Annotated in this window: 24 protein-coding genes and 2 pseudogenes; 4 read left to right on the top strand and 22 right to left on the bottom strand. The window is 41.5% G+C overall.

The annotated features are described in order from the left end of the window. The 3 genes and pseudogenes from FZF08_RS15550 to FZF08_RS32315 all read left to right on the top strand — a co-directional run. Positions 1 to 1,779: a RagB/SusD family nutrient uptake outer membrane protein gene (locus FZF08_RS15550; protein WP_159470297.1), complete on the top strand. Its 1,779-nt coding sequence runs from the start codon at positions 1 to 3 to the stop codon at positions 1,777 to 1,779. A 70-nt stretch (positions 1,780 to 1,849) separates the two neighbouring features. Next, positions 1,850 to 3,403, top strand: coding sequence for a VCBS repeat-containing protein (locus FZF08_RS15545; protein ID WP_159470295.1), 1,554 nt, complete (start codon positions 1,850 to 1,852; stop codon positions 3,401 to 3,403). Between the two features lie 42 nt (positions 3,404 to 3,445). Then, positions 3,446 to 3,592 (top strand): annotated as a pseudogene (locus FZF08_RS32315) (hypothetical protein); the annotation flags it as partial. Positions 3,593 to 3,805: 213 nt separating this feature from the next. Here FZF08_RS32315 and FZF08_RS15535 read toward each other — a convergent pair. The 5 genes from FZF08_RS15535 to FZF08_RS31790 all read right to left on the bottom strand — a co-directional run bounded on the left by FZF08_RS15535 (position 3,806) and on the right by FZF08_RS31790 (position 8,418). Next, complete coding sequence (locus FZF08_RS15535) at positions 3,806 to 5,206, bottom strand: S41 family peptidase (protein WP_159470293.1); 1,401 nt, start codon at positions 5,204 to 5,206, stop codon at positions 3,806 to 3,808. 46 nt (positions 5,207 to 5,252) lie between these two features. Further along, on the bottom strand, positions 5,253 to 5,876 hold the full coding sequence (locus FZF08_RS15530) for a hypothetical protein (RefSeq protein ID WP_159470291.1): 624 nt from the start codon (positions 5,874 to 5,876) through the stop codon (positions 5,253 to 5,255). A gap of 461 nt (positions 5,877 to 6,337) precedes the next feature. Then, complete coding sequence (locus FZF08_RS15525) at positions 6,338 to 7,033, bottom strand: hypothetical protein (protein ID WP_159470289.1); 696 nt, start codon at positions 7,031 to 7,033, stop codon at positions 6,338 to 6,340. A gap of 165 nt (positions 7,034 to 7,198) precedes the next feature. Continuing rightward, a complete protein-coding gene (locus tag FZF08_RS15520; protein ID WP_159470287.1) occupies positions 7,199 to 8,053 on the bottom strand; it encodes a hypothetical protein in 855 nt (284 codons plus the stop codon). Between the two features lie 191 nt (positions 8,054 to 8,244). Continuing rightward, on the bottom strand, positions 8,245 to 8,418 hold the full coding sequence (locus FZF08_RS31790) for a hypothetical protein (protein ID WP_229216553.1): 174 nt from the start codon (positions 8,416 to 8,418) through the stop codon (positions 8,245 to 8,247). Positions 8,419 to 9,522: 1,104 nt separating this feature from the next. Between FZF08_RS31790 and FZF08_RS15515 the strand changes: the two genes are divergently transcribed. Further along, on the top strand, positions 9,523 to 10,179 hold the full coding sequence (locus FZF08_RS15515; RefSeq protein ID WP_159470285.1) for an aspartate/glutamate racemase family protein: 657 nt from the start codon (positions 9,523 to 9,525) through the stop codon (positions 10,177 to 10,179). Between the two features lie 126 nt (positions 10,180 to 10,305). Here FZF08_RS15515 and FZF08_RS15510 read toward each other — a convergent pair whose 3' ends face one another. The 17 genes and pseudogenes from FZF08_RS15510 to FZF08_RS15440 form a co-directional block, all read right to left on the bottom strand. Continuing rightward, complete coding sequence (locus FZF08_RS15510; RefSeq protein WP_159470283.1) at positions 10,306 to 11,244, bottom strand: AraC family transcriptional regulator; 939 nt, start codon at positions 11,242 to 11,244, stop codon at positions 10,306 to 10,308. 14 nt (positions 11,245 to 11,258) lie between these two features. Continuing rightward, entirely contained in the window at positions 11,259 to 12,122 is an 864-nt protein-coding gene (locus FZF08_RS15505; RefSeq protein WP_159470281.1) for an SDR family oxidoreductase, read from the bottom strand. Between the two features lie 989 nt (positions 12,123 to 13,111). Then, the gene (locus FZF08_RS31785; RefSeq protein ID WP_229216552.1) at positions 13,112 to 13,276 is read right to left on the bottom strand and encodes a tyrosine-type recombinase/integrase; all 165 of its coding nucleotides are present in this window, start codon (positions 13,274 to 13,276) and stop codon (positions 13,112 to 13,114) included. A gap of 76 nt (positions 13,277 to 13,352) precedes the next feature. Then, positions 13,353 to 14,258, bottom strand: coding sequence for a site-specific integrase (locus tag FZF08_RS15500; RefSeq protein ID WP_229216551.1), 906 nt, complete (start codon positions 14,256 to 14,258; stop codon positions 13,353 to 13,355). 228 nt (positions 14,259 to 14,486) lie between these two features. Further along, positions 14,487 to 14,744, bottom strand: a pseudogene (locus tag FZF08_RS31780) (IS1595 family transposase); the annotation flags it as partial. Continuing rightward, positions 14,726 to 15,619 carry a F0F1 ATP synthase subunit gamma gene (locus FZF08_RS15495; protein ID WP_159470279.1) on the bottom strand — a complete coding sequence of 298 codons (894 nt, stop codon included), beginning with the start codon at positions 15,617 to 15,619 and terminating at the stop codon, positions 14,726 to 14,728. The pseudogene FZF08_RS31780 and the gene FZF08_RS15495, both read right to left, overlap by 19 nt. After that, positions 15,619 to 17,166, bottom strand: coding sequence for an alternate F1F0 ATPase, F1 subunit alpha (locus FZF08_RS15490; RefSeq protein ID WP_159470277.1), 1,548 nt, complete (start codon positions 17,164 to 17,166; stop codon positions 15,619 to 15,621). The genes FZF08_RS15495 and FZF08_RS15490 overlap by 1 nt, the downstream gene beginning before the upstream one ends. Before the next feature lie 4 nt (positions 17,167 to 17,170). Continuing rightward, on the bottom strand, positions 17,171 to 17,947 hold the full coding sequence (locus FZF08_RS15485; protein ID WP_159470275.1) for a F0F1 ATP synthase subunit delta: 777 nt from the start codon (positions 17,945 to 17,947) through the stop codon (positions 17,171 to 17,173). A gap of 6 nt (positions 17,948 to 17,953) precedes the next feature. After that, positions 17,954 to 18,223, bottom strand: a complete 270-nt coding sequence (locus tag FZF08_RS15480; protein ID WP_159470273.1) for a F0F1 ATP synthase subunit C — start codon at positions 18,221 to 18,223, stop codon at positions 17,954 to 17,956. Between the two features lie 2 nt (positions 18,224 to 18,225). Beyond that, positions 18,226 to 18,930, bottom strand: coding sequence for a F0F1 ATP synthase subunit A (locus FZF08_RS15475; RefSeq protein WP_159470271.1), 705 nt, complete (start codon positions 18,928 to 18,930; stop codon positions 18,226 to 18,228). Continuing rightward, positions 18,927 to 19,223 carry an ATP synthase subunit I gene (locus tag FZF08_RS15470; protein ID WP_159470269.1) on the bottom strand — a complete coding sequence of 99 codons (297 nt, stop codon included), beginning with the start codon at positions 19,221 to 19,223 and terminating at the stop codon, positions 18,927 to 18,929. The genes FZF08_RS15475 and FZF08_RS15470 overlap by 4 nt, the downstream gene beginning before the upstream one ends. 13 nt (positions 19,224 to 19,236) lie before the next feature. Beyond that, positions 19,237 to 19,527, bottom strand: coding sequence for an AtpZ/AtpI family protein (locus FZF08_RS15465; protein ID WP_159470267.1), 291 nt, complete (start codon positions 19,525 to 19,527; stop codon positions 19,237 to 19,239). Between the two features lie 2 nt (positions 19,528 to 19,529). Beyond that, a complete protein-coding gene (locus tag FZF08_RS15460) occupies positions 19,530 to 19,913 on the bottom strand; it encodes a F0F1 ATP synthase subunit epsilon (RefSeq protein WP_159470265.1) in 384 nt (127 codons plus the stop codon). Between the two features lie 12 nt (positions 19,914 to 19,925). Further along, complete coding sequence (gene atpD, locus FZF08_RS15455; protein WP_159470263.1) at positions 19,926 to 21,368, bottom strand: F0F1 ATP synthase subunit beta; 1,443 nt, start codon at positions 21,366 to 21,368, stop codon at positions 19,926 to 19,928. 35 nt (positions 21,369 to 21,403) lie between these two features. Further along, a complete protein-coding gene (locus FZF08_RS15450) occupies positions 21,404 to 22,441 on the bottom strand; it encodes a zinc-dependent alcohol dehydrogenase family protein (protein WP_159470261.1) in 1,038 nt (345 codons plus the stop codon). Positions 22,442 to 22,585: 144 nt separating this feature from the next. Continuing rightward, complete coding sequence (locus tag FZF08_RS15445; RefSeq protein WP_159470259.1) at positions 22,586 to 24,583, bottom strand: copper-translocating P-type ATPase; 1,998 nt, start codon at positions 24,581 to 24,583, stop codon at positions 22,586 to 22,588. A gap of 13 nt (positions 24,584 to 24,596) precedes the next feature. Beyond that, on the bottom strand, positions 24,597 to 24,779 hold the full coding sequence (locus tag FZF08_RS15440) for a hypothetical protein (protein ID WP_229216550.1): 183 nt from the start codon (positions 24,777 to 24,779) through the stop codon (positions 24,597 to 24,599). Positions 24,780 to 24,850 lie beyond the last annotated feature (71 nt).

Raw genomic sequence — 24,850 nt, 5'->3', positions numbered from 1 at the left:
ATGAAAACATTACGATTTTCCAAAATAGCGTTAATTGCTGCTTTCGGGTTACTATCCTACGCATGCCAGGATTCTTTTTTAGACAAACCTGCATTGGGTGCTTTAAGTGATGCCCAGTTAAGTACAAAAGCAGGTGTTGACAATTTACTGATCGGTGCCTATGCGGCCCTTGACGGAAACGGCGTTGGTGCTGCCAGTGCCTGGGATGCTGCTGCAGATAACTGGATTTACGGCAGTATTGCCGGTGGCGATGCAAAAAAAGGAAGTGACGGAGCCGATCAGCCCGGTATCAATTCCATTATGATTTACAGCGCCGGTCCTAGTAACGGTTTTTTCAATAGTAAGTGGAAAGCAGCGTACGAAGGAATAAACCGGGCCAATAGCGTTTTGAAATTTATTCCCCTGGTTACTACCGGTATGACCGACGCGGAAAAAACAAGCTACACCGCACAGGCCAGATTCTTACGCGGACATTATTATTCAGAACTTAAAAAGATGTTCAACATGGTTCCATGGGTTGACGAAACCACTGAAAACCCTGCCGCAGTAAAAAATGACGTGGATATCTGGCCTAATATTGAATCAGATTTCAAATATGCGATGGATAATCTTCCTGCCAGCCAAAGCGATGTGGGAAGAGTCAATAAATGGGCAGCTGCTGCTTATTTGGGCAAAACCTATTTGTACGAGAAAAAATTTGCCGAAGCCAAAACAACTTTTGATCAGGTAATTTCTTCCGGTACCACAAGCAACGGTATCAAATATGACCTGATGCCACAGTACCAGGATAATTTTGATGCCGCAAAGAAAAACATGGCAGAGTCTGTTTTTGCCGTACAAATGGCTGCCAACGATGGAACTAACACCATTGACAATGCAAATACTGGTGGTATGTTAAATTTCCCATACAATTCACCCTTCCGCTGCTGCGGATTTTATCAGCCAAGTCTTGACCTTGCCAACTCTTTTCAGACTGACGCGAACGGACTTCCTCTTGTTGATAATTACAATGCAACAACTGTGAAAAATGATATGGGTGTAAAATCGGAAGCTGCTTATACGCCAGACGGAACTGCCCCGCTGGATCCGCGCATCGACTGGACCATCGGCCGTCGTGGTATTCCTTTTCTTGACTGGGGAAATCATCCGGGACAATCCTGGATCCGTGACCAGAGTTATGCCGGGCCTTATTCACCTAAGAAAAATATGTACTATCAGGCCACCCAGGATAAATATTCGGATCAGCATTCGTGGGCACCGGGAACAGCGATCAACGTGCTGGTGATTCGTTTTGCTGACGTGCTGCTAATGGCTGCGGAAGCCGAAGCACAGGCAGGAAGTCTGGAAAAAGCACAGGAATATGTCAACCGAGTACGTGCCCGCGCTGCAAAACCTGAAAGCTGGGTCTACACCTATGCAGATCCAACCAAACCAATGGGTGGATACACTAAAACACCGGCTGCCAACTATAAAGTTGCCGTTTACCCAGCGGGTGCTTTTGCTGCAAAAGGAAAGGATGGAGCACTTAAAGCCATTTATTTCGAGCGGAAAATTGAACTTGCAATGGAAGGTCACCGTTTCTTCGATCTTTCGCGTTGGGGAATTGCCGAGTCGACGCTAAATGCTTATGTTTCTTTCGAAAGTAAAATTACGCCGGACGTGAGCGGTGGAAAATTCATAAAAAGCAGAAATGAATATTTCCCGATCCCTCAGACACAAATCGATTTAAGTACAAGAAATGGTGTTTCTTCTTTGAAACAAAATCCAGGATATCAATAAAAAACGTTAACCACAAAACGGAGGCAGTTTCACGACTGCCTCTTTTTGTTTATCATTGAAAAAACTTTTCATGCGGTACGCAAAACTTGTCTCTTATGTTATTTGGTTGTCGGTGATTTCGACAGGATGTTTTCTATCTACTGGTTGTGATCCTAAACAAAAATCTGAAACCAATACATTAACCGGTGAAATGGCGGATGGACAAAAACTTACTTTAAAATATTGCAGCACTTGCCACCTACCCGCAGAGCCGCTATTACTTGATAAAGAAACCTGGAAAAACCAGGTTTTACCTGCTATGGCAAAACAACTGGGCCTGGAGGTGTGGCAAAACAATCATTATTTTCAAAACGAAAGATCTGCTATTTCACAAAGTGACTGGTCGAAAATTCTAGCCTACTATGATTCTCTGGCACCAGTAAAACTTCCGCTAGTAAAAGCCTCTATAATTCCTAAAACAGACTGGGCTGTCTTTTCTCCGAAAACACCCAAATCTGATTCCTCTGTTACCGCTACAACTACGTTGGTTTCGATCAATAAAAAGGATCATCATATTTACACCAGCAGCGCTGAAAATCCCGATATAATAAAGTGGGATTTAAGTTTCAAAAAAACGCTTTCGGCAAAATTACCATCTCCGGCGGTTAATCTCATGTTTTCCGAAAACCGGAATGTTGTAACAATGATAGGAGAAATGAAAGCGGCTGATATTGCTAATGGACAAATTACGCAGCTGGATGCCCATCAGAAATCAACACCCCTTGCAACAAATCTGATCAGACCCATACAAACGGTAAGTTCAGATTTCAATAAAGACGGACTGACCGATTACGTTGTGTGCAGCTTTGGGCACAACAAAGGCGGATTGTATGTTTTAAAACAAATACCCGGAAATAAATTTGACAAAATTCCGATCCGGGAAATAGCCGGTGCCACGCAGGCAAAAACCGGTGATTTCAATCAGGATGGCTGGCCGGATGTAATGGCACTATTCGCGCATGCCGATGAAGGAATATGGTTATTTTTAAATGACCAGAAAGGCGGATTTAAAACGGAAAATATCATACGCTTCCCTTCTGTTTACGGGTCAAGCAGCTTTGAGCTGGCCGATATAAATAAGGATGGGAATGTGGACATCATTTACACGGCCGGCGACAATAGTGATTATTCCCGAATATTGAAACCTTACCACGGTGTATATATCTATATTAACAAAGGAAATTTTAAAGAAGGAAACAGCCATTTTGAGAAAACTTACTTCTATCCTATTGACGGTGCGACCAAAGTCATCGCCAAAGATTTTGATCTGGACGGGGATATAGATCTGGCAACCATATCTTTTTTCGCAGATTTTAAAGCTAATCCATCAGGAAGCTTTCTATATTTTGAACAAAATAAGCCTAAAGCTTCCCTGAATTTCACTACCCACGCCATTCCCATCCATAAGCTGGGCAGGTGGATCTGTATGGATGCAGAAGATATAGATGGTGACGGCGATACAGACATTGTCCTTGGAAATTACTCCAAGGGGTTTTTAAATCAGGAGAATTTCAAGCCGGACTGGGACGTACATTTACCTTTTTTGGTTTTAGAAAATAAAGTAAAGGTAACGGTGAAAGATTGATGGTGAATTGGCATTAATTAGGAACTAAACTACAGCCTTCGAGAAATCTGGAACGCTATTCTATATCATCTTAAAACAGGTTTTCAATGGCGGACGTTACCATCAGATTTTCCAAATTGGTTGTACCGTCTCATGCAAACTCATTTTTCACTGCTCAACATAATGATGTCTGATTTCCGAAGCCGTTAGATTCACACAAAGCGTTAAGTAGCAATTCAACATTAGTTAGAATTCTCCGTTTTTATACAAATTTTATAAAGGATTCCGGACAACATAATATCGCTTTTTTAGATAATTATCCTACCTTCGGCACCTTCATAGAGAGGTATTGTTTAAGACTTTATCGTGATATAGAAATCCATTGAGCTCGTCGTTGCAAACCATTATTCCTTTAATATAAAACTATTTTGAACTGTTGTGTAGTTTGAACGCAGTTTCGATCGCCAAATCTCCGGTTTCGGCACTTTGCAACAAACTTTTATAAAACTTCAGGCCATCTTTGGCATAAACAATCCTGAAATCCGCAGGAATACCTTGTTTTTCGTAATTAACTCCCTTATTACTTGTGTATATTTCATTTGACAAGCCGTAATCCCAGCCGTTTGGCAATTTTTTCGAAAGTATGTCTGAAAATATGCCTTCGGTAGTTGAACCAATCCTTACTGCATTGGGTAAGTTCATAGAAGCCAACACGAAGGTCTCTGCCGCGCTGGCAGTTTGTGGACTCGTCAAAATAAACACTTTTCCCGCAAAATAGTTTTCAGAAGGATTCACAACAATGCGCTGCTCTCTGCTGAATCCTTTATCTAATTTTACTTTTTTTAGCAACACGTTTGTTTTCCTTTTTACAAAATGACTAACAACTTCCAACGCAGCTTCGTCGGAGCCGCCACCGTTGAATCTCATATCAATGATACATGACTTAGCGGGTTTTACTTCTTTAAAAATAAAGTCCATTTGTTTTTTTATTCCCTGCTTGATATCGCTGACATAATTAGGGCTCAGCGCTGCTCTTTTCTCATATTCCAAAAAGAATTGTTCTGTGCTCAGTTTTGGATCTAAATCGAAATTCGCCAGTTTTTCAAAATCATTTATCTGAATATATGCAATATCCTTATTTATAAAACCCCAGTTGATTATACCTCTATTGTATTGGACTTTCTTTCTTAAATACTTTTTATTCAGACTATTAATGACAGAATCTTTCATCATGTCAACTTGATCAAGCGTTTCCTCTTTTTCGTGTTCAAGCGATTCAGGCATATCAATTGAAACATGTCCGTCATTAAGCTGGAGGAGCATTTGACTCAAAACGACATACAGCTCCTGCTCAGTTGATTTGGCAGTAAGTTTATTCCGGTACTGCTCTCTCAATTTTTTCCAGTCGACGCCTCGAATGTCAAAAGAGCAATAATTAGCATCAAACGTGTACCACAAGGCATCAAAATTGACTAATGGGTCTTTGGAATTGGTTAAGTCAATCTGCGAAAGGTTTGATCCTGGGGCAACCCTAAAAAAATCATATTCATTGATTCCAAACTTTATTGTCAGGCTGTCGCTGGCAAGCTTACGTTGGTCGAAAAGATTGTCGAATTCTATCCGGTTAATTTTAAAGTTCAAATTTCGCCCAGTTTTGTAGATATCATAAAACGAAGCGAGACTGTCGTTGATGTCAATCTGTTGGCCATAACCGACACACTCCCAAATGCCGTTTATCGGGTCCGGATGTTCGCTAATTTTGTTGCATGAAGAAATAAAAATAATTATAACAAAACATAATACTGCCGAGAACTTTTGTTTCATTGAATTCATAAAGCTTAAATATGTGCCTGCGGTTTACAATCCCAATTTAAAAGAAATCAGGGCCGGTTTCAATAATGAAGCATGTATGTATTTCATAATTTATTAAGCAACCTCCTTTGCGAGGGGCACGTTTATAAATTATTTTACTATCTCGTTCTACATAGTCACCCGATACTACTGGGTATGAATACTTGGGGGCGTGCGATACACTATGGCTTCTTACAATTATTTTGTCGTTAACTTTCAGGCTGTGCAATTGCCGAAATTCATTGTTAAAGTTCAAAAAATTCTTGCCAGACTTTTCCGGCCCAAAACTTAGAATATAATCGTCACCATTAATCCTGACCATCATTCCGAAACCTAATCGTGAGCCTGGCGGAAGAGAAAGAGAGGTTACAATAGCCTCCATGTTGGTAAGAGCACTTATGTACTTTCTTATTTTAGCTTCACCGGCATACACCTTTTTTCCTTCGGGAGACACTTCCCATTTTTTGTACTTTATACCATCAGGGGTTGCCTCCCATTTTTTCAATGCCGCTTTCCTTTCAGCAGCCGAGATTGGCTTTGAGGTCGACTTTTTAGAAGCTTCATTTTTAATTTCACGATTAGCAAATACTAGTCCGCTTACCACAACAAGCGGTAAGATTAGCGCATAAATGATTTTCTTCATAACTTTGCAGGTTTAATTAAAATAAATCTATATCCTGATAAATCAGAGCCGTTTAAGGCAATCTTTCTATTTTCAAGAATTAAACAAAGCTAAAATTTTCTTTCCCGCCATCTGTTAACGACCTGTAAAAGAATGTTAACGAAACGTAAAATCAATTTTTACAGACTGCTATGGATTTGGGCCTCCAAGTAGTTGGATATGCTGTACAATAATATTGCCTATATACTGTCCTACGAAAACGTTGGTTTTTGGAGACAAACTCATTGACGACTATTGGAAACTAAGAAATGTTTACGTAAAACCAGCGATCGAATTTTGAGATAATTTCCTTCGACAATTCTGACTTACGAAATCAACTTGATCCCCCTCAATCTAATTCGAGGGTTGTAGAATAAGATACTTTTTGATCAATATCGTTTTTTAAAAAAAATGACAACAGCCCACTTTGAGCGAAGGAATGTTTAACCTTTACTATTAAAAATAAGGAATGTCGCTTTCATAGAATATCCCTGTCTAAAAATACTTTGTCGCTTTATGTTATCCCCATTGATCTGCTGTTTTCGGTAAAAAGCTTTCCCAATATTGCCATGATACTCACCCATAATACCTATTCTCTTCCATTGCAAACCCAGGCCGGCTGAATAACCAGGAATCAGGCGTTTGAATTTGTTTGCATTCCAGTAGAAATACTTTTTATCATCCCGCTTTTCCATATACCCTAAAAAATAATTCCCTTCTATTCCTGCTTGTACAAATAACTTTACAGCACTTTTTGATATGATATAAGCTCGGAGATCAAAACCTGCAGAAGCCTGGTGATGGCGTTCCTGCTGCAACCATACACTTGCCGTGTAGCTGCAATTACAAAGTGTATTGACAGGCACCTGCTGAGTTGAATATCCTATTTTAGCAATAAGGGAAAATCTATCAGATAAATGCTTTTCGCCAAATCCACCCATACCCCAGGATTTAAGTGATTTAAAATCAAAAATTCCCCCTGCGCCGACAGGAGGGCCATAATAAGTGTTGTGATAAGATTCTTTTGACGCAGATGCAGAAACGCCAAACTCCAAGGTTTGGTTTTGACCAAAACTAATTTGAGCAGTACTTAAAATCAAAAAGCAAAAGTTTATAAGATGGTATAAAATTTTCTCCATAACTGATTTCTGTTGTGTTCTCATTGCTAATTACCGGGTTGCTTACATAAATAGGTATTCAGTTCTCCGAAAGGTGGAATAACTTAAAAGAACGGAGAAAAACCGTCACGACTTCGGTGTATGGTTTTTCTCCGTTCTTAAGTTTAACTGTGTGAATGATTATGATTAATAAACAAAATCCAAAGCATACGGTTCGTCAGGGAACCTCAAGCCATCTCCGTCTATTAATAGTTTGGACGGATACCCATTCGTGTTATAATCGTAAGTAAATATGGTAACTCCTTTTGTTCCATCACTTTTGGTAATGTTCATTTTGGTAATATTATTTGGACTAAAGACATGAATAGAAAGGTAACCTGTCCAGTCAGTTCCCATTTTATAAAATGGATTCGGATGATTATCATATTCATAAGTTGTTTGTACTGTTGCCTTAGCGTCTGATACCGCAGATTCCGACGACTGGATGATATTATCAGAGTCATTTCTGAGATATGTAGTCAAAATTTCGTTGGAAGGCACATTCTTTTTGGTAACTTTCAATTTAACGACTTGCCCTTTTTTATCAAAAAAATACTTCTTTAAATAAATATCATTAATGCTGACGTAATTTTCACTTACTTCACGTGTCGAGTCCGTTTTGGGTGTGTCAAAACTAATCGTCCTTACCGGCAGCATTTCCTCGGACAGATACTGGTATTCAGGTACAAATTCCGCCACAAGTCTCTCATTGCTCAAAGGTAGGCTACTTGCCCTTTTAAAATATTCGATAGCCCAATTCGCTTTTTTAACATAGAACTTCAGAAATTGTTTATGTTCACTTACAAAACCATCTTTATAATTGAATTCACCGATAAGCTGGCCATCGGAAACCACTTGCCGTAGTTTCACTTGCACTGTATCGGAACCAAAAGGCGCTTGCATTTGCGACAAAATCGATGGGCTTGGATTTTGATCATCATCTTTTTCTTTGTTACAAGATCCAAGTACAACGGCTAACATCAATATGGCTAATTTTTTCATGTGACTAATTTAATTATTGATAGTATAAAATTTAGGGAGTAATTTTTGTAGGTGTCAAATCAATGTAAAATTATTTTGTAACCGCTAAACCAAATATACTTAAAATAATAAATCACACTACACTGGAAGCCAGTTTACTAAATTTAATTCGTCAAATAAGTAGAACTAATTATTCTAAAAACCATTTAAAATTATCCGACCAGGACTTGTCGAAGTGATACATACGTTGCAAAATTTGTTCCGCTTGTAAGACACATAATCGTTTCGTTTTTTGAGATTTCATTCTGAAATGTAGCATTCCGGACAACCAAACCTGCGTTCGTTTTTTGAGAAAGGTAAAACGATATTTTCTCTACTTTCCTCATGCTTATTTCCATCCCAAACACGCTTCCTCGTATTCCCAAATTCCATTATTCTGACCATCTTCTAAATATAATCTGAGTGGTTCATAGTCTACATCCGCGGGAACATCAAGTGCAACCAAAATTCTTGACTTTTGTATTTTATTAGGAATTGCGCCTAAGACTTTGCAATAATTTAAAGCTGCAAAACGAGAAAAAAGCAGTATGATATGATAAATCGAAAAAGTAAATCAATTAAATAGAGGTTTCAAGGGGTCCGGTGAATGGAAGATTCCCCATAAGATGCAAGAAAATATTGCCTATTAAATTCCTCCAACAAAAGGTTGCAATTCCAAACCACTTACTGAAATAACCAATCGCTGGAATGCCGGCAATTAAACCCATCATCAGGCCCATAGCCGGAATTGCAAAAATGTTTGCTGCAAATTTGTACTGATTGCCTGTTGAAGGATAGTGGTCCAGATCTCCAGGAATTCCTTTTTCCAGAAGGCAATAAATCAGGCTAAAAATAAACCAAAATACTCAAAAGGGAATGACACGGGCAAAATCTCCTTTGGTTTTCGGTGACAGCATAAATTGATTTATTATGGACTATTCTTCAAAATAACTTTAAAGTTTCAAAACAACCCTATACTCTGCATGTGAAAATGCAACTTATTGCTGTGTCTTGATTTTTATCAAGTGAAGTGTCAGCATTTTTATGGATTATTGTATTTCAATGCGACAATTAATTTTCACTCTATGTATATCGGACACTTCGGACTATCCTTTGCTAATATGGCGGCACCGAAAGTTTCTTTGGGATATCTTTTTATTGCAATGCAATGCCTTCAAATACTCCGGCCATTTTTGTTGGTATCTGACATTGAAAAGGTGGACATCAAACATTTCCACAGCCTACTTCAGTTACAACACTTGCTTTATTGTCAGTACCGATAGGAATAGTTGCACTTGCTTATTGGATTGATAGAAAGCGGGTATTAATTTGTGAAAACCAGGACATCTAAGCTAGGGATCGGTCATAAGATTTATTGAATTTAAAAAGTTAACTAAAATAATCTGAATAATTTATGAAGACATTAGGACTAATCGGTGGGCTTAGCTGGTATGCCTACATCCATCTATTACAAAACGCTTAATCAGCTCACAAATCAACAATTGGGCAGCGCTCACTCTTCCAAATTACTACTCTATTCGGTGGATTTTGAAGAATTCAGCTCACTACAAAATGCCGGCGACTTGGATGCAGCCGGAAAGATGTTGTCAGGCATTGCGATACAACTTGAGAATGCGGGGGCAGACTGTATTGTGATGTGTGCCAACACCGTTCACCTTTTTGCGGACTCTATCCGGCAAAGAATAAAAATCCCGTTGCTGCATAGTGCAGAGGAAACAGCCAAGGAAATCGTTAAACAAAAAATTAACAAGGTTGCACTTCTTGGAACAAAATTTACAATGGAACATCCTTTCTTTAAAGATCGTCTTTCACAGTTGGGCATTGACACGATTATTCCCGATGAAACTGATAAAGATTATATTCATGCTTCTATTTTTAATGAGTTGACAAAAGGAATTTTTAAAGACGAGACAAAAAATAAATACATCGAAATTATTGACAAATTAAAAAGCTGCGGAGCAGAGGGCGTTGTATTTGGCAGCGCTGAATTTTCAATATTGCTTGGTCCAACTGACTGCAGTATTCCAATTTTTGACACCATCGCAATTCATTCCAAAGCAGCGGTTGACTTTGCATTATCCAAATAACGAAAGGGCAACAGCCAATAAGGCTTTTTGACAGGCCAGCTAATGTGGAATATTCAAGGGTAGTTTTTTATTTGAACCGCGCGGCCCCGTTGATCAAGAATACAGGCTTTTGTATCCAGACACTCCCTAATTGAATGACTGTCTGAATGTGGCCGGTGAATAACGAGTCTTAATTTTGAACAATTTACTAAACGACTGGGGATGTTCAAACCCCAGCTGGAAGGCAATTTCGCTGACTGACAGATCCGTGGTGGAAAGTTTTTCTTTTGCCAGTTCAATGAGCTTGTCTTGTATAAAATGCCTAGTGCTTTGTCCGGTCAGTGTTGTCAGTAGACGACTTAGGTAGTCTGAGGAAAGATTCAGGGCCTCGGCCACCGACTCGACGGTCGGGACGCCCTGAGCCGCCAAGACTTGGTCTTTGAAATGATGGGCCAGCAAGGACTCCATCCGTTCTAGGATGGTATGGTGGGGAATCCGGCGGGTCAGGAATTGGCGCTGGTAAAATCTCCCGGCATACGTGAGCAGTAATTCCAATTGCGCAACCATTACGTGGTGGCTTGATGTATCCATGTTGGCGTGGTATTCCTGCTCGACCTGCCGCATGAGCCCCACAACCAGCATTTCCTCATTATTAGAAAGGTGTAGCGCTTCGCAGAGATGATAGCCGAAGTACTCATATTTCTTTATTTTGTCCGACAATGGGGTGTTCCAGAGAAAATCCGGATGGATGAGCAAAAGCCACCCGGTGTGTTTAAATTCCTCTTCGGTGGCCGCCTCAACCGAAAGGACTTGTCTGGGTGCCATAAACACCATGACGCCCTCGTCAAAATCAAATTCCTGTTGGCCATATTTGAGCTTGGAGTTGACGTTTTTTTTCAGGGCGATCGTATAAAAATGATGGCTTATGCTTTTGGGGGCCATACCCGGCCTGGCGAGGCCAGGCCGGGCTTTGATATCCTCGAATCGTACCACGCTGATGAGCGGGTGCTCAGGTTTGGGCAACTCCATCAACCGGTGATATTCGGTGATGGTGCGAATATGCCTGGGTGGTTCATTTGACTTCATAACAAAGGGGTTGTTTATAATCCAAACATTAATTTCAGCCCTTCCATCAGTGAAACTGGCGGGCGCCCAAGCTTCTGGGCCAGCTCGGCGGTCACTTCGGATTCCTGCCCGTTTCGAATATCGGCATTAAAATCGATAATTTTTCTTACCATTGCTGCGGGAATGCCCTTCTGAATCAGAATCGCCTCGAAAGCCGGACTTTCAACCGCGGTGTAGTTCACCTCTTTTCCGGACAGCTCGGTCAATGCCCGTGCAACTTCGTGAAACGAATACGCCTCTCCACCCGTGAACCGGTAAACCTTGTTTTCGCAGGCTTCATCTAACATTACATGGGCAATCGCCTCACCCATTTCCTTTCGAAGCGCAAATGCTACCTTGCCGATTCCGGCGGATTGAACAATGCCGGTCTCAAATACCTGTTTGCCGACAAACAATGGAATGACATCCATGTACAAGGCGTTGCGAAAGATGGTGTGGCGCAAGCCACTCTCCCGGATATAGTCTTCGGTGGCAAAGTGGTCAACCATCAATGAGTTAGATAGGCTAGCCCTATCCCGTAACGAGCGGCTGGTGTAGCCAATGCCGGAAACCCCCGCCCTTTTGGCTGCATTCACAACATTACGGTGTTGCTCCATTCTGTCGCCGTCGTCCCCAGCTGAAATCAGTAACACCCTGTCTATCCCTTTCATGGCCCTGTCAAGCGAAGGGATATCCTCGAAACCGCCCAGGTATGCCCGGAATCCCTTCTCCTGAAACGACAATTGCTTTTCCTCTTTCCGGGTAAGAATAGCAATGCGACTGGCCGGGATTTTTTTCAACATCGTTTCGATCACAGCACTTCCCAACGCACCAGTTGCGCCCGTTACTAATATTCGCATTTTGTTTTAGTTTTAGTATAAAACAAAGCTCAGCAAAAAACGGACTGCATGAGTAGCCAAATCCGGCTTTGTTGTAATCTTATCTGACTTATTGCAAAAGGAGTCAGTGAAATACTTTTTATACTCCAATAAATTGTCACTTCTGGTAATGTGAATGGACAATATAACTATGAAACAAGGCTCTGATAAATCAATCAGTAGAAACTGACTATTCGCATCTAAATAAAATAGTTAAATTCCTCTTAACTTTTCCCTCATCGCCATCATATCCCCAGTAATCTTCACATCGAGAATTTTGGCATAAATCAGCATCGGTGTGCAAGCATTTTCGACACCGTTTCAATAGCAACCTTATTACTGAGTGCCACCGTTGTCTCAAAGGTATGACGGGCAATATGAAAAGTAAGCGCTTTGAAAGTCCGCATCAGTTTTCTGTCTGGTTAATATCGCTCCAAAGATTTCCATCCATTCCGGCAACAATATCTGTCCGTTTCAACTGCTTAACATCGACGTAGGCAAGTCAGGTATTAAAGCAGAACAGAAAAATTTCACTGACTTTACTTAAAAGGTCATGTCAAATATCTTTTCTGTAAGACGTTTTAGCTCTGCACGAGATAACTGATTTTTTACAACTTCTTTCTACGTCAGTTTAAATTCCTGAAAAGGTCATTCATCAGCCATTTGTTATTAACGCATAATACCTATTTCTGATAATCAAAACTTTAAATAAAATTCGAATACCTTAATTTTGCATTACAAGTACCCGAATTTCCCCAAAAGGATTGATAAAAATTGAATATTTTGGATGTTGGAAAAAAAATACAGCAAATCGTTTATTTACTGTATTTTTAGTAATTTTTATCTATCAATCAGTGGAGGTGGAGGAATCCTAATTCTCAATCCACAAACTTTTTCTGTTTTGATTCAAGTTTTCTCCGTAAATCATCCATATCATTTCCAACCTTCTTATCAACAATCTTAGCATAATGTTAGGTTGTTCTCAGATCCTTATGACCTAACATTTTAGATACGCTTTCGATTGGGACATTGTTGGACAGGGTTATCGTTGTTGCGAACGTGTGACGTGCCAAATAAAATGTGATGTTTCTGTCAATTCCACAGACATCCGCAATCTCTTTAAGGTATGAATTCATTCGCTGGTTTGTCATAACCAAAAGTAAATAATCCTGCACCTGGCAATTTATGTGATCTGCATAATGGTCCAAAATTTTAAAAGGCAATTGCAATAGTGGAATTCGTGAAGGAGGTATCAGTCTTCTGACGATTTATGGATAACCACTTTTTGCCATCTAACCAGTCTATCATCTCTGACCTTCTTAGCTTTTGAACATCTACATAAGATAGCCCTGTGTAACAACAGAACAAAAATATGTCCCTTACCTTCCTAATCCTTTCATTGGGAAATTCTTTTGTCTCGATTGCCGTTAATTCATTTTCATCCAGTGGACGACGATCCACTTCCTGCTTGGCCATACTAAACGCAAAGAACGGATCACGAACAATCCATCCATTCTTTACACATATCAAGACTATCTTTTTGAAATATACCAGATATTTCATGGTCGTGTTGTGAGAGATATTCCGTTTATGCTTGAGGTAAAAGGCATAAGACGAAATCAGGCCGTAATCAAGTTTATCTAAACTAATGTCCTTTACCTTGTATTTATATAGCAAGAATTCTTGTACATTTCGCATTGCGGCTTCGTACCTATTGTAAGTCCCTCGTGCAAAATCCTTTCCAACCAAGGCAAGCATTTCATCGTTATGCTCCTTAAAAATTTCCATGATCATTCTCGGTTTATCGGCAACCCCAGTGAGGATGTCTTTGATGCTATTGGCCGTAACTGGCTTACCTGCGTCGACAAGATTACGTTGCGCTTCATAAACCTTTGTTTGCAACGAGTCTAAAAAAGCATTAAGCGCACGAACATCTTCTTTCTGACCCACTTTCCTTCCTGACGATGTATTCCATTTATCTGGCTCGCATTCGCGTTTAGTTGTAATCTCAATACGTTGTCTGTCAATGGTAAAACGCATATAAATCGGCATATTACCTTCAACATAATTTTTCGGCTTTTTTAAATAGAACAGTAATGTGAATGTTTTACTTAGCATAACATACTTTTTTTAAGTGAATAAAAGTAGGTTTGCAGCACAAAAAAACAAGATGTAAAAGAGGTGGAGAATTCGGAGCCATTGACCACCGTAATTCGGAAACTCAAGACATATCGTTTCGGTCGAAATTGACAAGTTTAAATAAATGGTTGTTAGTTATTTGACTCATAATGAGCAACAATCTGTTGATGTTCAATCTGCCACGGAATCGGATGGTCACACTGTCCGAATTCTCCAGTGTATGCAAGGTAATATTTTTGAAAGCTGTTGGGTAGGGATGACGGATGCGGTATGGGAACGGATATGCTCTTTTAATTTTGTGTAGGATGTCGAATCGCCGGTGGTTAAATCCGCAGAACTACCTACGTATTCTTTGACATGATTTGTTATTGTCTCCGATTTTAAATCATCGATGACAATCATCTTCAAATATCCAACCTTTTTAGATTTTTTGCCCGGTTTCGGGTTTAGTGATGTTCTTTTTTCAGGGCTTCAAACCCAGAAACGACGTCAAAAAGCTCTTCGTCGATCATGCTTTGACGCAAGCTCTGAAATTTCCTGCCCAGACTTTCCAGCATATCACTTATACTTTTTTCTGCGCGCTGCATGGACATCAGGCGGCTGGCATTTTCTGCGGCCAGTGATTCCGCACATGCTTTAAAGCCGGAAACGAACAGGTAGGCATTAATAAGACCGCTTAGTACAGTCACCGAATCCCCCAAAATTACGGGGGTCTTGTTGGTAGGCCACTGAATCGCCATTAGATCAAGCATCCATTTTTCGTCCAGTGGCAATAAACGCTGCATGACAGGTTCGTATCCTGAACCAGCTTTGGGCTGGTTGTGAAATACATAAAACTGTTTGATGTGCCTTGCCTCACGTGCTATTCCTATTTCGATCAGTAGATCGTGAATAAGTGGCGTGACCGAATCTATTGATCCGGGAACGGGGTAAGATTTTGTGATCTTCAGCCCGGCGTCCGACAAAAGCGCCTGAACACGTTCACCAATTACCCAAATTTCCTTTTTACCTGTAATATGGCTCAAAGATTTCTCTACAAAACCGGCGATCAGATCGTTAAACTGGCCAACCAAACCCAGGTCTGATCCAAAAACGATCACGCAAATTGTTTGATCTTCAACTTTTCGGTGCCCTGGTTTTTCAATAACCGTCCGAACTTTTTGTGCCGTCAGATAAGCTTTGATACCCAGTGTAACGGTTTGATAGTAATCGCCGAGTGAGGCTACTGCCGTTTCATATTGTGAAATATTGGCTGCCGCCATAGCCTTCATGGCCTTCACGACCGATTTAATGTCTTTTGCACCAGCCAGCTTTCTGTTCAGATCTTCTAAAGTATCCATTATTTTGAAGTTTGATCAGGTTTCGGTTTGTCCTGGAACGGGTCAAGAATTTCACCTGCGATTTTTAAAATCGAACCCCGATCAGCATCACTTAAGGGCTTGTCTGAATATAGGCGTTTTAAAAGTGCATCGGAAAAGTTACCCATACTGCTAAGAATGGCGCCTTCGCCCTGTTCTATCTTGTCAATTGAAATTGTATCAAAAAGTCCGTTCGTTAATGCAAGCAGCACTACAATTTGTTCTGAGACCGTCAATGGATGAAGTTCATTTTGTTTCAGACAACTTCGGATACGTTGTCCATGGTCGATCACTTTTTTAGTACTTTCATCCAGACGGGTACCAAAACGGGAAAAGCTTTCAAGTTCTTCAAACTGCGCGTATTGTAATTTTAAATTCACAATAGATCCATAAACAGGCAATTGCGCATTGGAACCCACACGCGAAACAGATTTACCCACATCAACGGCCGGCAGATTACCCGCTTCAAATAATTTGGGGGAAAGGTATATCTGTCCATCAGTGATCGAGATCAGGTTGGTAGGGATGTAGGCAGAAATATTCTGGGCTTCCGTCTCAATGATCGGCAAGGCAGTCAGCGACCCGCCTTTCAATCTATCGCTGAGGTGCGTTGACCTTTCAAGAAGCCTGGAATGAATATAAAAAATATCACCCGGGAAAGCTTCCCGTCCCGGCGGCCTGCGTAGCAACAGCGAGAGCTCACGGTAGGCACGCGCATGATGGGTAAGATCGTCATATACAATCAGTACGTTACGGCCTTGTTCCATAAAATATTCGGCAACACTGGTTGCTGCGTAGGGTGCGATATATTTCAGTCCCGCGGTATTGTTACCTTCGGCTACCATCACAACCGTATAAGCCATCGCTCCTTTTGCTTCCAGGTTTGCAATAACTTTCGCCACAGCTGCGGCGCGTTGGCCGATTGCGCAGTAGATGCATAGCACATCTTTTCCCTGCTGATTCAGTATGGTGTCAATCGCTATCTGGGTTTTCCCCGTTTGCCGGTCGCCCACAATCAATTCACGCTGCCCGCGGCCAATCGGGATTAAGGCGTCAATTACTTTTATGCCAGTTTGCAGAGGCGAATCGACTGCTTGTCGGTCCATAATAGAGGGTGAAGGGCGTTCAATTGGCAGTCTTTTGCTTGTGGCAATCGCACCTTTACCATCAATAGGCAAACCCATCGGATCGATAACCCGGCCAATTAACTGATCACCCACAGGAATATCCATAACACGGCCGGTACGTTCTACTTCGTCACCCGCATTCAGTAAAGTATCTTCACCAAGCAAGATCACACCTATTTCTTCTTCATCGAGATTGTAGGCAATACCATATAAATCTTCCGAAAATTTCAGTAATTCCTCAAATCCGGCACCTTCAAGTCCGGAGACTTTTACAATACCTGTGGCCACGCTTGTTACATAACCAACTTCCTGGGGTGCGAATACAAATTCATGCTCCGCTATTCCCTTATCGAGCTGATCCAATGTATTTGTTATACTATCTTTTAAATTGGCTGATGGCATATCTTTATTTCTTAACCGCTATATCCGTATTGCGCATTCTGGAATCGATACTTTGTTCGAGTGAATTAATATATGCTGAAAAACTCCAGGCGAGTTTGTATCCTTTTGTGGATAATTCAACGCCGCCGATTATTTTGGGATCAGTCTTAAATTCATATTTACCGTCTTCTCCCAGTACATCGGCAATGGCTTTGGTTATGCTTTTTTGTTCCTTTTCCGATAAATCAAAAGCGCTTTTAACAGATACAGGATTTAAATCTGAATGAAAAGCGGCAATAAATTGCTTTTTGTCATTTTCATTGATTGCCATGATTTTACCGATGAAAACCTGAACAGATTGTTCTTCAAGATTGGCAGAGGCTAGCTCGGCCAGGGCTTTGCGGGTAATAGAGAAAACCTGCTGCTGCGTTTTTTGTAATACCAGATCATTCAAATCTGCCTGCTGCTGTTTTGATGCATCTTCCAGCTTCTGTTTTACAACTTCGGCTTCTACCTTCGCTGAATCCAGCATTTTTTGTTTTTCAACTCCGGCATCCGATGCAGCCTGAGCCATCAATTGCTGTTTTTGTTTATCAAATTCCTCATTTTTCTGCTGAAATTCGTCCTGCTTTTTTTTCGCCTCCACCATGTTACTTATTGCCTCCGCAAGTTCAGCAGCTATTTTCTTTTCGCGCTCGTCAACGGCGTCCAGGACTGGTTTGTACAAATATTTTTTCATCAGCCAAACCAAAACCAGAAAGTTGATGATCTGCGCTATTACCGTGAACCAGTTTATTTCCATGATTTCTTATTTAGCGATGATGTGAGTCCAGAACGGATTTGCGAAAATCAATATCATCGAAACCACAAAACAATAAATGGCTGTCGATTCGATCATGGCCAGTCCAACGAATAAAGTCCGGGTGATGGTCGGTGCTGCATCCGGCTGTTGTGCTATTGAGCCTAGGGCAGTTGCTACGGCTTTCCCTTCGCTTAAAGCGGGAAACATGCATCCGACAGCCGTAGTTAGCCCGGCAGTAATTATTGAAGCGATTGCTATTGCTGATACACTATCCATTTTTAGTTGGTACTTTTTTGAGTTGATAGATTTTTCTTTTTGTTGCTTTCCTGTACCGCCGAAGCAATGTAGACCGTAGCCAGAATGCTGAAAATATAGGCCTGAACCATACCGGTAAGCAAGCCAAGTGCCTTCATGACGATTGGAAGAAATAAGGGCGAAATGCTTAACAGGATGGCGACGATCATTCCTCCGCTCATAATATTGCCAAATAACCTGATGGCCAGGGCGAGTGTTCTTGATATTTCGCTGATAATATTAAAGGGCAGCATGATAAAAGTCGGCTTGACATAAGTTTTCAGATAGGCAAGAAAGCCGCTTTTTTGAATTCCGAAAAAAGGTACAGCCAGAAACACGGCGATGGCAAGCGCAGCGGTGGTAGAAAGCGAACCAGTCGGCGGTTCATACCAGGGTAAAACGATCCAAAAATTACACATGGCGATGAACAAAAATAGTGTCCCGATAAACCCAATATATTCTTCCGGATCATCAAGCCCTATTTCTCTGATCTGTTCATTGATGCCCGTTACTGTCATTTCGAGGATACACTGCCAGTGCGAAATCTGATGGGTGACTTTCAGATTTCGCGTAATCAGTCTGGCACCAATTACCATAAATAACATAATACCCCAGGTCGTAACCAAAGTAAGGTTGATGGTAATAAAACCATAGCTCCAAAAGATAGTCTGGTCGGGTGATAAATTCATAAATGGCGGGATTCAGTTGATAGGAACTGCTTTTCTTCAAACTTTTTTGTAACCCGCAAAACCAAAAAGCGTGCTGCAATAAATCCTGTAACGCTAACCAGTAATCGTGGCAAGCTCCCTTGCGAAATGAAATAAAACCCGGTCAGGACAACCGCAGTACGGATGAGCGCACTGCCCAGCATCCATATCGCTGCATAATTTGTTCCCAGAGTCTTTCGAACAGTGATCCACAGACCGCCAAAAAAGATGATGCCCAATATCAATCCGCCTATTAATGCTGCTATTATTATCATAAGAATTATTGTTTTATTGATCTTCCTTTATTATCCAGTTCCATGCGATTATACAGCCGACGATCAAACCGAACGTGAGGCAGGTTATCGTCCATGAAAAGGACTGCGGGTAATGTTTATCCAGCCAGATTCCTCCCAAAATGCCTAAAATCGTGGGTGCAGTAACGGACCAGCCAACCATGCCAAACATGCCGAAACCGAAAAATTCCGATTTCTTCTCCTCGTTGAGCACTCGTAGTTTGCGCTTTTCCTTTTCCGAAATTATCCGTCCAAAAATATCTTTTTCGTTTTCCGGCGCTGCCATTTTTATGTTTGTTCAAATTTTCTTAGTCTGGAAAGGAAACCACTTTCCAGCTTTGATGCCAGATGCCGGACCTTTTCTTCGTTCTCATCCGTATTCTTAAACTCGTTTTTTACCTTGTCCGCCAATTGTCCAAGCTCATCTCCGCCCACAGCATTTCTGACTGAAACCAATACCTGTGTTCCTGTTTTAACAAGAAGCCCCTGGTCAACAGCTATATAATGCAACTTATCCGTTTTGTAAGTAAAAATACCCGGTACCAATATGGCTACACAATCCAGCCTTTGAGGAAGAAAACCGAAGGATCCTTCGCTAGTCTCCGCGACGATGCTTTTGACATCTTTTATTTCAGCAAAAATTTTATAAGGAAGCAAAATCTTAAGGTCCATATCTATTGCTTTTTAAACCGCTGGCTTTGCGGCATCTGCGCCTTCTTGTTTTACTTCTTTCTTCTTTAGCGCTTCTTCAATCTTTCCGATCATGTAAAAAGCATTCTCAGGTAAGTCTTTAAATTCATCAGACAAAATGCGTTCACATCCATCCAGGGCATCTTTCAGGCTCACTACCTCACCCTTGACACCGCTGAACTTTTCGGTAGCGAAAAACGGCTGAGTAAAGAATCGTTCAAGACGCCTCGCCCGGTTCACTACAAGCCGGTCTCCGACAGATAATTGTTCCATACCGAGCATGGAAATGATATCTTTCAGGTCTTCATATTGTGCCAGAGTCTGCCTGATTTGCTGCGCAAGTTTGTAATGCCTGTCACCCAGAATACCCGGCGTAGTCATTTTTGAGTTGGATTGCAGAAAATCAATAGACGGATAAAGTCCTTCACCTGCCTTTTCGCGGGAAAGTACGATGGTGGCAGAAAGGTGCGAAAATGCATGTACCGCCGCCGGATCAGTTAAATCATCTGCCGGAACATATACCGCCTGGATTGAAGTAATTGCCCCTGTATCCGTGTTGGCTATCCTTTCTTCCAATGCAGATAACTCCGTTTCGAGTGTGGGCTGATACCCGAGCCGGGAGGGCATTTGTCCCATCAACCCTGAAACTTCCATCCCTGCCTGAATAAACCTGAAAATATTGTCGATCAGTAATAAAACGTCCTTATGTTCGTCATCCCGAAAATATTCGGCCATCGTTAATGCTGCATGACCAACCCTGAAACGGGCACCCGGCGGTTCATTCATCTGGCCGAACATCATGATCATATTTTCCAGCAAACCGGCATCTTTCATAGCCTCGTAAAGTTCGTTGCCTTCGCGGCAACGTTCACCGATACCACAAAACATACTTACGCCTTTATTCTGACCTACCATGTTGTGAATCATCTCGGTTAATAAAACCGTTTTCCCAACACCCGCTCCACCGAATAACCCTGCTTTCCCGCCCCGTTCAAGGGGTATCAATACATCAATGGCCTTGATGCCCGTTTCAAATATCTCTGAATGCGTTGATCGCTTATCCAGGGGTGGAGGTGCCTGATGAATATTCCTTTTTTCGCCTTGGGCAAGTGGTTTCAAATGGTCAATCGTATTTCCAAATACATCGAACATCCTGCCAAGTGTCCGTTTTCCAACGGGGACCATTAACTGTTTTCCGTTAGTTTCTATCTGCATACCGCGCGCAAGTCCCTGGGTTGGTGTTAACGCAATTCCTCTTATGGTATGGTCATCCAGTTGGGATAGGACTTCGATGGCTATTTCCAGATTCTCACCGGCTTGCAGCAAAGTGTAAACAGCGGGCAAAGAATTTTCGAACCGGGCGTCTATTACGCTGCCCCGTACGGATACGATCTTACCGTAATTTATTACCTCGTCGTGTTGTTTTGAAATCGCCATTATTCCGGATTATGCTCTTATTGAGCTCTTATTTTTTAGTTCTCCAATATCACTTTAAGTGCTTTCTCTTCGGCGGCATTTCCGAAGGTATCATAAGCCTCCATGATATCGCTAAGCTTAAAATGATGGGTAATCAATTTTTTAGGGTCAATTTTTTTTGCCTGAACAGTCTTGAAAAGCATGGGGGTTGTTACCGTATCCACAAGCCTTGTGGTAATAGTGATGTTTTTAGACCAAAGTGTTTCCAGGTGAAGACTTACGCTTTTGCCATGCACACCTATGTTGGCAATATGGCCACCGGGTGCTATAATTTCCTGACATAATTCGAACGTGGCAGGTATACCTACCGCTTCAATTGCCACGTCAACACCTTTGCCATTGGTAAGAGACATTACCTTTTCTATTGCATTTTCAGTAGTGCTGTTGATGATTTGTGTTGCACCGAATGTTTGAGAAACGGCCAATCGGTTGTCGTCCTGATCAATCATAATAATTTCGGCAGGAGAATAAAACTGGGCTGTTAATAACGTCGCCAAGCCTATCGGGCCTGCACCAATAATGGCTATTACGTCACCGGGTTTTACTTGTCCGTTCAATACGCCGCATTCAAAACCGGTGGGTAAGATATCGCTCAACATCACCAGTGCTTCTTCGTCTGCACCTTCCGGAATAGGAACAAGACTATTGTCAGCATGAGGTATTCTTACGTACTCCGCTTGTGTGCCGTCAATAAAATTGCCAAGTATCCAACCGCCATCAACGCAGTGCGAATACATACCTTTCTTGCAATATTCGCATTTGCCACATGAAGTAATACAAGAAATGATCACATGGTCGCCGGTTTTGAAATTTGTTACTGCATTGCCGGTTTCCTGTACCACGCCAACACCCTCATGGCCAATAATTCTTCCATCGGTAACCGTTGGAACATCCCCTTTCATGATGTGCAGATCCGTTCCACAGATGGTTGTCTTCGATATTTTAACAATAACATCTGTTGGTTTAATAATGGCAGGCATGGGTTTTTCCTCCCAGGATTTCTTCCCCGGTCCGTGATATACTAATGCTTTCATGATTGATTATTTGGTTAATTACCGATTAGTAAAGGTGCAATTGTAGCCGCGCTAATAAATTGAGGGCGGACACAAGCAAAACTGATTTAAGTCACATTTGCACAAAAAAGTGGCTTAAAAGACATCATGGCTATACTTATTTTTTTACACTTTTAACAAGCTGGCATTTATTGCGACAACAACCGTACTGACAGTCATTAAAATAGCACCTACCGCCGGGCTTAATACAACACCCTGATTATACAAAACACCTGCTGCAAGGGGCAGCGCGACCACGTTGTATCCGGTTGCCCAAACCAGGTTTTGGATCATTTTACGATGCGTAGCCTTGCCGAACAAAATCAGGTTTACAATATCATTTGGATTACTGTTTACCAACACGATTCCTGCTGTATTTGCTGCAATATCACTACCGGAACCAACTGCAATCCCAATGTCTGCCTGCGCCAGCGCAGGGGCGTCGTTGATTCCGTCTCCCGTCATGGCTACGAATTCGCCCTTTGACTGTAATTCTTTAATTTTTTCCAATTTCTGGTCGGGTAAAACACCCGCCAGAAAACTGTCCATGCCCAAAGTTTTGCTAACACTCTCCGCAACTTTTGGATTATCGCCAGTCAGTAAAATAGACTTGATGTTATTCTCCTTCAATTTTTTGATAGCACCAGCGGACTCAGGACGAATTTCATCTGACAGCGCAAGGTAGCCGGCCAGTTTATCATCAACAATTAAAAAGACAACCGTCTCGGTATCATTGGATTGAAATCCGTCTGGAAGATTGATATTTTTCTCTTTTAAATATCCGGGGCTTACAACCATTATTTTTTTCCCTTCAACCGCCGCTTCAACACCCTTTCCGGTAATGGCTTTGAAATTTTCAGCCGAAGGAGCCGTGATTTTAAGATCAATGGCTTTTTGCAAAATACCTGTCGCGATCGGGTGTTCGGATTTTTGCTCCAATGCCGCGGAAAGCCGGACGATATCATTTTCCGTCAGGTCATTATTTAAGGAAACTACTTTTGACACTTCAAATTTCCCGATGGTGAGCGTGCCTGTTTTGTCAAATACGACGGTCGTAATTTTTCTGGAATTTTCAAAAGCAGTCCTATCTTTGATCAGCAAACCATTTTTGGCTGATAAGGCGGTTGATCTTGCCACCAGCAACGGCACGGCAAGTCCTAACGCGTGAGGACAGCAAATGACGATGACCGTTACCATTCTTTCCATGGCAAATGCCAAGGAGTGTCCGGTCAAATACCAGAATAGGAAGGTGGTAATTCCCGTTCCCAAAGCGATAAAAGTCAGCCATTTGGCAGCAGTATCTGCTAAAAGTTGTGTTTTGGATTTAGATTTTTGAGCATCACCGACCAGTTTAACGACCTGTGACAAATAGGAATCCTTTGCCGCGTGCGTTACTTTCACCTTGAAAGAACTATTGCCCGCTATCGAACCGGCAATAACCTTATCGTCCCGGACTTTTTTTACCGGCTTGGATTCCCCTGTCAGCATTGATTCGTTGATATAACTTTCACCTTCGGATATAACGCCGTCGGCTGCAACTTTCTCTCCCGGTTTGACAACGATAATATCGCCTTCTTTCAGCGTATCGGTCTTCACATCCTGTACCTTACCATCTTTTTCCAGGTGGGCATCATCAGGCATGAGCTGGATTAACAGTTCCAAATCTTTTGAAGCGCCAGCAATTGAGCGCATTTCAATCCAATGCCCTAAAAGCATAATAAGAATCAAAGTGTCCAACTCCCAGAAAAAATCCATGCCTTTTAACCCAAAAACAATCGCGACGCTGTAAGCATAAGCAACCGTAATAGCGAATCCGACCAGGAACATCATACCCGGATTTTTGGTCTTTATTTCTTCAACAAGTCCTTTAAAGAATGGCCATCCGCCGTAAATAAAAACCACCGTAGCCAGCGCAAACAAAATATACGAGGATCCGCCAAACGACCAGCGCACACCCAGGAATTGTTGTATCATGGGAGACAATAACATGATCGGCAGGGTCAAAACCAGCACAACGTAAAAACGTTTTTTAAAGTCGGCAATCATCATAGCGTGGTGGTTATGTCCATGCATCTGCATATCCGATTTGCCGGATTTCATATGTTCTGAGTGATTGTGTTCCATATTATTGTCAGAATTAATTGTTAGACAGCAATTTCCATTGCGTCGTTAGTTTCAAAGGCTCTTTCAAGAGCGGATTGTCGTAAAGGTATATCTGCCCTACGGACAGATAGTTGGCTGCCCGCCAGTATGCATTCATCTTGTGCACCATTTCGGGCGACAAGATTTCGAGATCATTATCAATCATTTCTGCTTCCATAATCATTCATTTTGGTTAATGGTTCTATCATTTTAGCATTGGTATTCTGGTATTTTTATCAAATCGAAAAG

The organism is Dyadobacter sp. 3J3, from assembly GCF_009801115.1.
GTDB lineage: Bacteria > Bacteroidota > Bacteroidia > Cytophagales > Spirosomataceae > Dyadobacter.
Note: the sequence above shows the minus strand (reverse complement) of the source record. Positions and strands in the feature narration are given on the sequence as shown.

Bases quoted from the DNA above. Each gene is read 5' to 3' on its own strand.
- FZF08_RS15550 (WP_159470297.1), top strand. From the start codon at position 1: ATGAAAACATTACGATTTTCCAAAATAGCGTTAATTGCTGCTTTCGGG.
- FZF08_RS15545 (WP_159470295.1), top strand. From the start codon at position 1,850: ATGCGGTACGCAAAACTTGTCTCTTATGTTATTTGGTTGTCGGTGATT.
- FZF08_RS15535 (WP_159470293.1), bottom strand. From the start codon at position 5,206: ATGAAACAAAAGTTCTCGGCAGTATTATGTTTTGTTATAATTATTTTT.
- FZF08_RS15530 (WP_159470291.1), bottom strand. From the start codon at position 5,876: ATGAAGAAAATCATTTATGCGCTAATCTTACCGCTTGTTGTGGTAAGC.
- FZF08_RS15525 (WP_159470289.1), bottom strand. From the start codon at position 7,033: ATGGAGAAAATTTTATACCATCTTATAAACTTTTGCTTTTTGATTTTA.
- FZF08_RS15520 (WP_159470287.1), bottom strand. From the start codon at position 8,053: ATGAAAAAATTAGCCATATTGATGTTAGCCGTTGTACTTGGATCTTGT.
- FZF08_RS31790 (WP_229216553.1), bottom strand. From the start codon at position 8,418: ATGAGGAAAGTAGAGAAAATATCGTTTTACCTTTCTCAAAAAACGAAC.
- FZF08_RS15515 (WP_159470285.1), top strand. From the start codon at position 9,523: ATGCCTACATCCATCTATTACAAAACGCTTAATCAGCTCACAAATCAA.
- FZF08_RS15510 (WP_159470283.1), bottom strand. From the start codon at position 11,244: ATGAAGTCAAATGAACCACCCAGGCATATTCGCACCATCACCGAATAT.
- FZF08_RS15505 (WP_159470281.1), bottom strand. From the start codon at position 12,122: ATGCGAATATTAGTAACGGGCGCAACTGGTGCGTTGGGAAGTGCTGTG.
- FZF08_RS31785 (WP_229216552.1), bottom strand. From the start codon at position 13,276: ATGAATTCATACCTTAAAGAGATTGCGGATGTCTGTGGAATTGACAGA.
- FZF08_RS15500 (WP_229216551.1), bottom strand. From the start codon at position 14,258: ATGCTAAGTAAAACATTCACATTACTGTTCTATTTAAAAAAGCCGAAA.
- FZF08_RS15495 (WP_159470279.1), bottom strand. From the start codon at position 15,619: ATGGATACTTTAGAAGATCTGAACAGAAAGCTGGCTGGTGCAAAAGAC.
- FZF08_RS15490 (WP_159470277.1), bottom strand. From the start codon at position 17,166: ATGCCATCAGCCAATTTAAAAGATAGTATAACAAATACATTGGATCAG.
- FZF08_RS15485 (WP_159470275.1), bottom strand. From the start codon at position 17,947: ATGGAAATAAACTGGTTCACGGTAATAGCGCAGATCATCAACTTTCTG.
- FZF08_RS15480 (WP_159470273.1), bottom strand. From the start codon at position 18,223: ATGGATAGTGTATCAGCAATAGCAATCGCTTCAATAATTACTGCCGGG.
- FZF08_RS15475 (WP_159470271.1), bottom strand. From the start codon at position 18,930: ATGAATTTATCACCCGACCAGACTATCTTTTGGAGCTATGGTTTTATT.
- FZF08_RS15470 (WP_159470269.1), bottom strand. From the start codon at position 19,223: ATGATAATAATAGCAGCATTAATAGGCGGATTGATATTGGGCATCATC.
- FZF08_RS15465 (WP_159470267.1), bottom strand. From the start codon at position 19,527: ATGGCAGCGCCGGAAAACGAAAAAGATATTTTTGGACGGATAATTTCG.
- FZF08_RS15460 (WP_159470265.1), bottom strand. From the start codon at position 19,913: ATGGACCTTAAGATTTTGCTTCCTTATAAAATTTTTGCTGAAATAAAA.
- atpD (WP_159470263.1), bottom strand. From the start codon at position 21,368: ATGGCGATTTCAAAACAACACGACGAGGTAATAAATTACGGTAAGATC.
- FZF08_RS15450 (WP_159470261.1), bottom strand. From the start codon at position 22,441: ATGAAAGCATTAGTATATCACGGACCGGGGAAGAAATCCTGGGAGGAA.
- FZF08_RS15445 (WP_159470259.1), bottom strand. From the start codon at position 24,583: ATGGAACACAATCACTCAGAACATATGAAATCCGGCAAATCGGATATG.
- FZF08_RS15440 (WP_229216550.1), bottom strand. From the start codon at position 24,779: ATGGAAGCAGAAATGATTGATAATGATCTCGAAATCTTGTCGCCCGAA.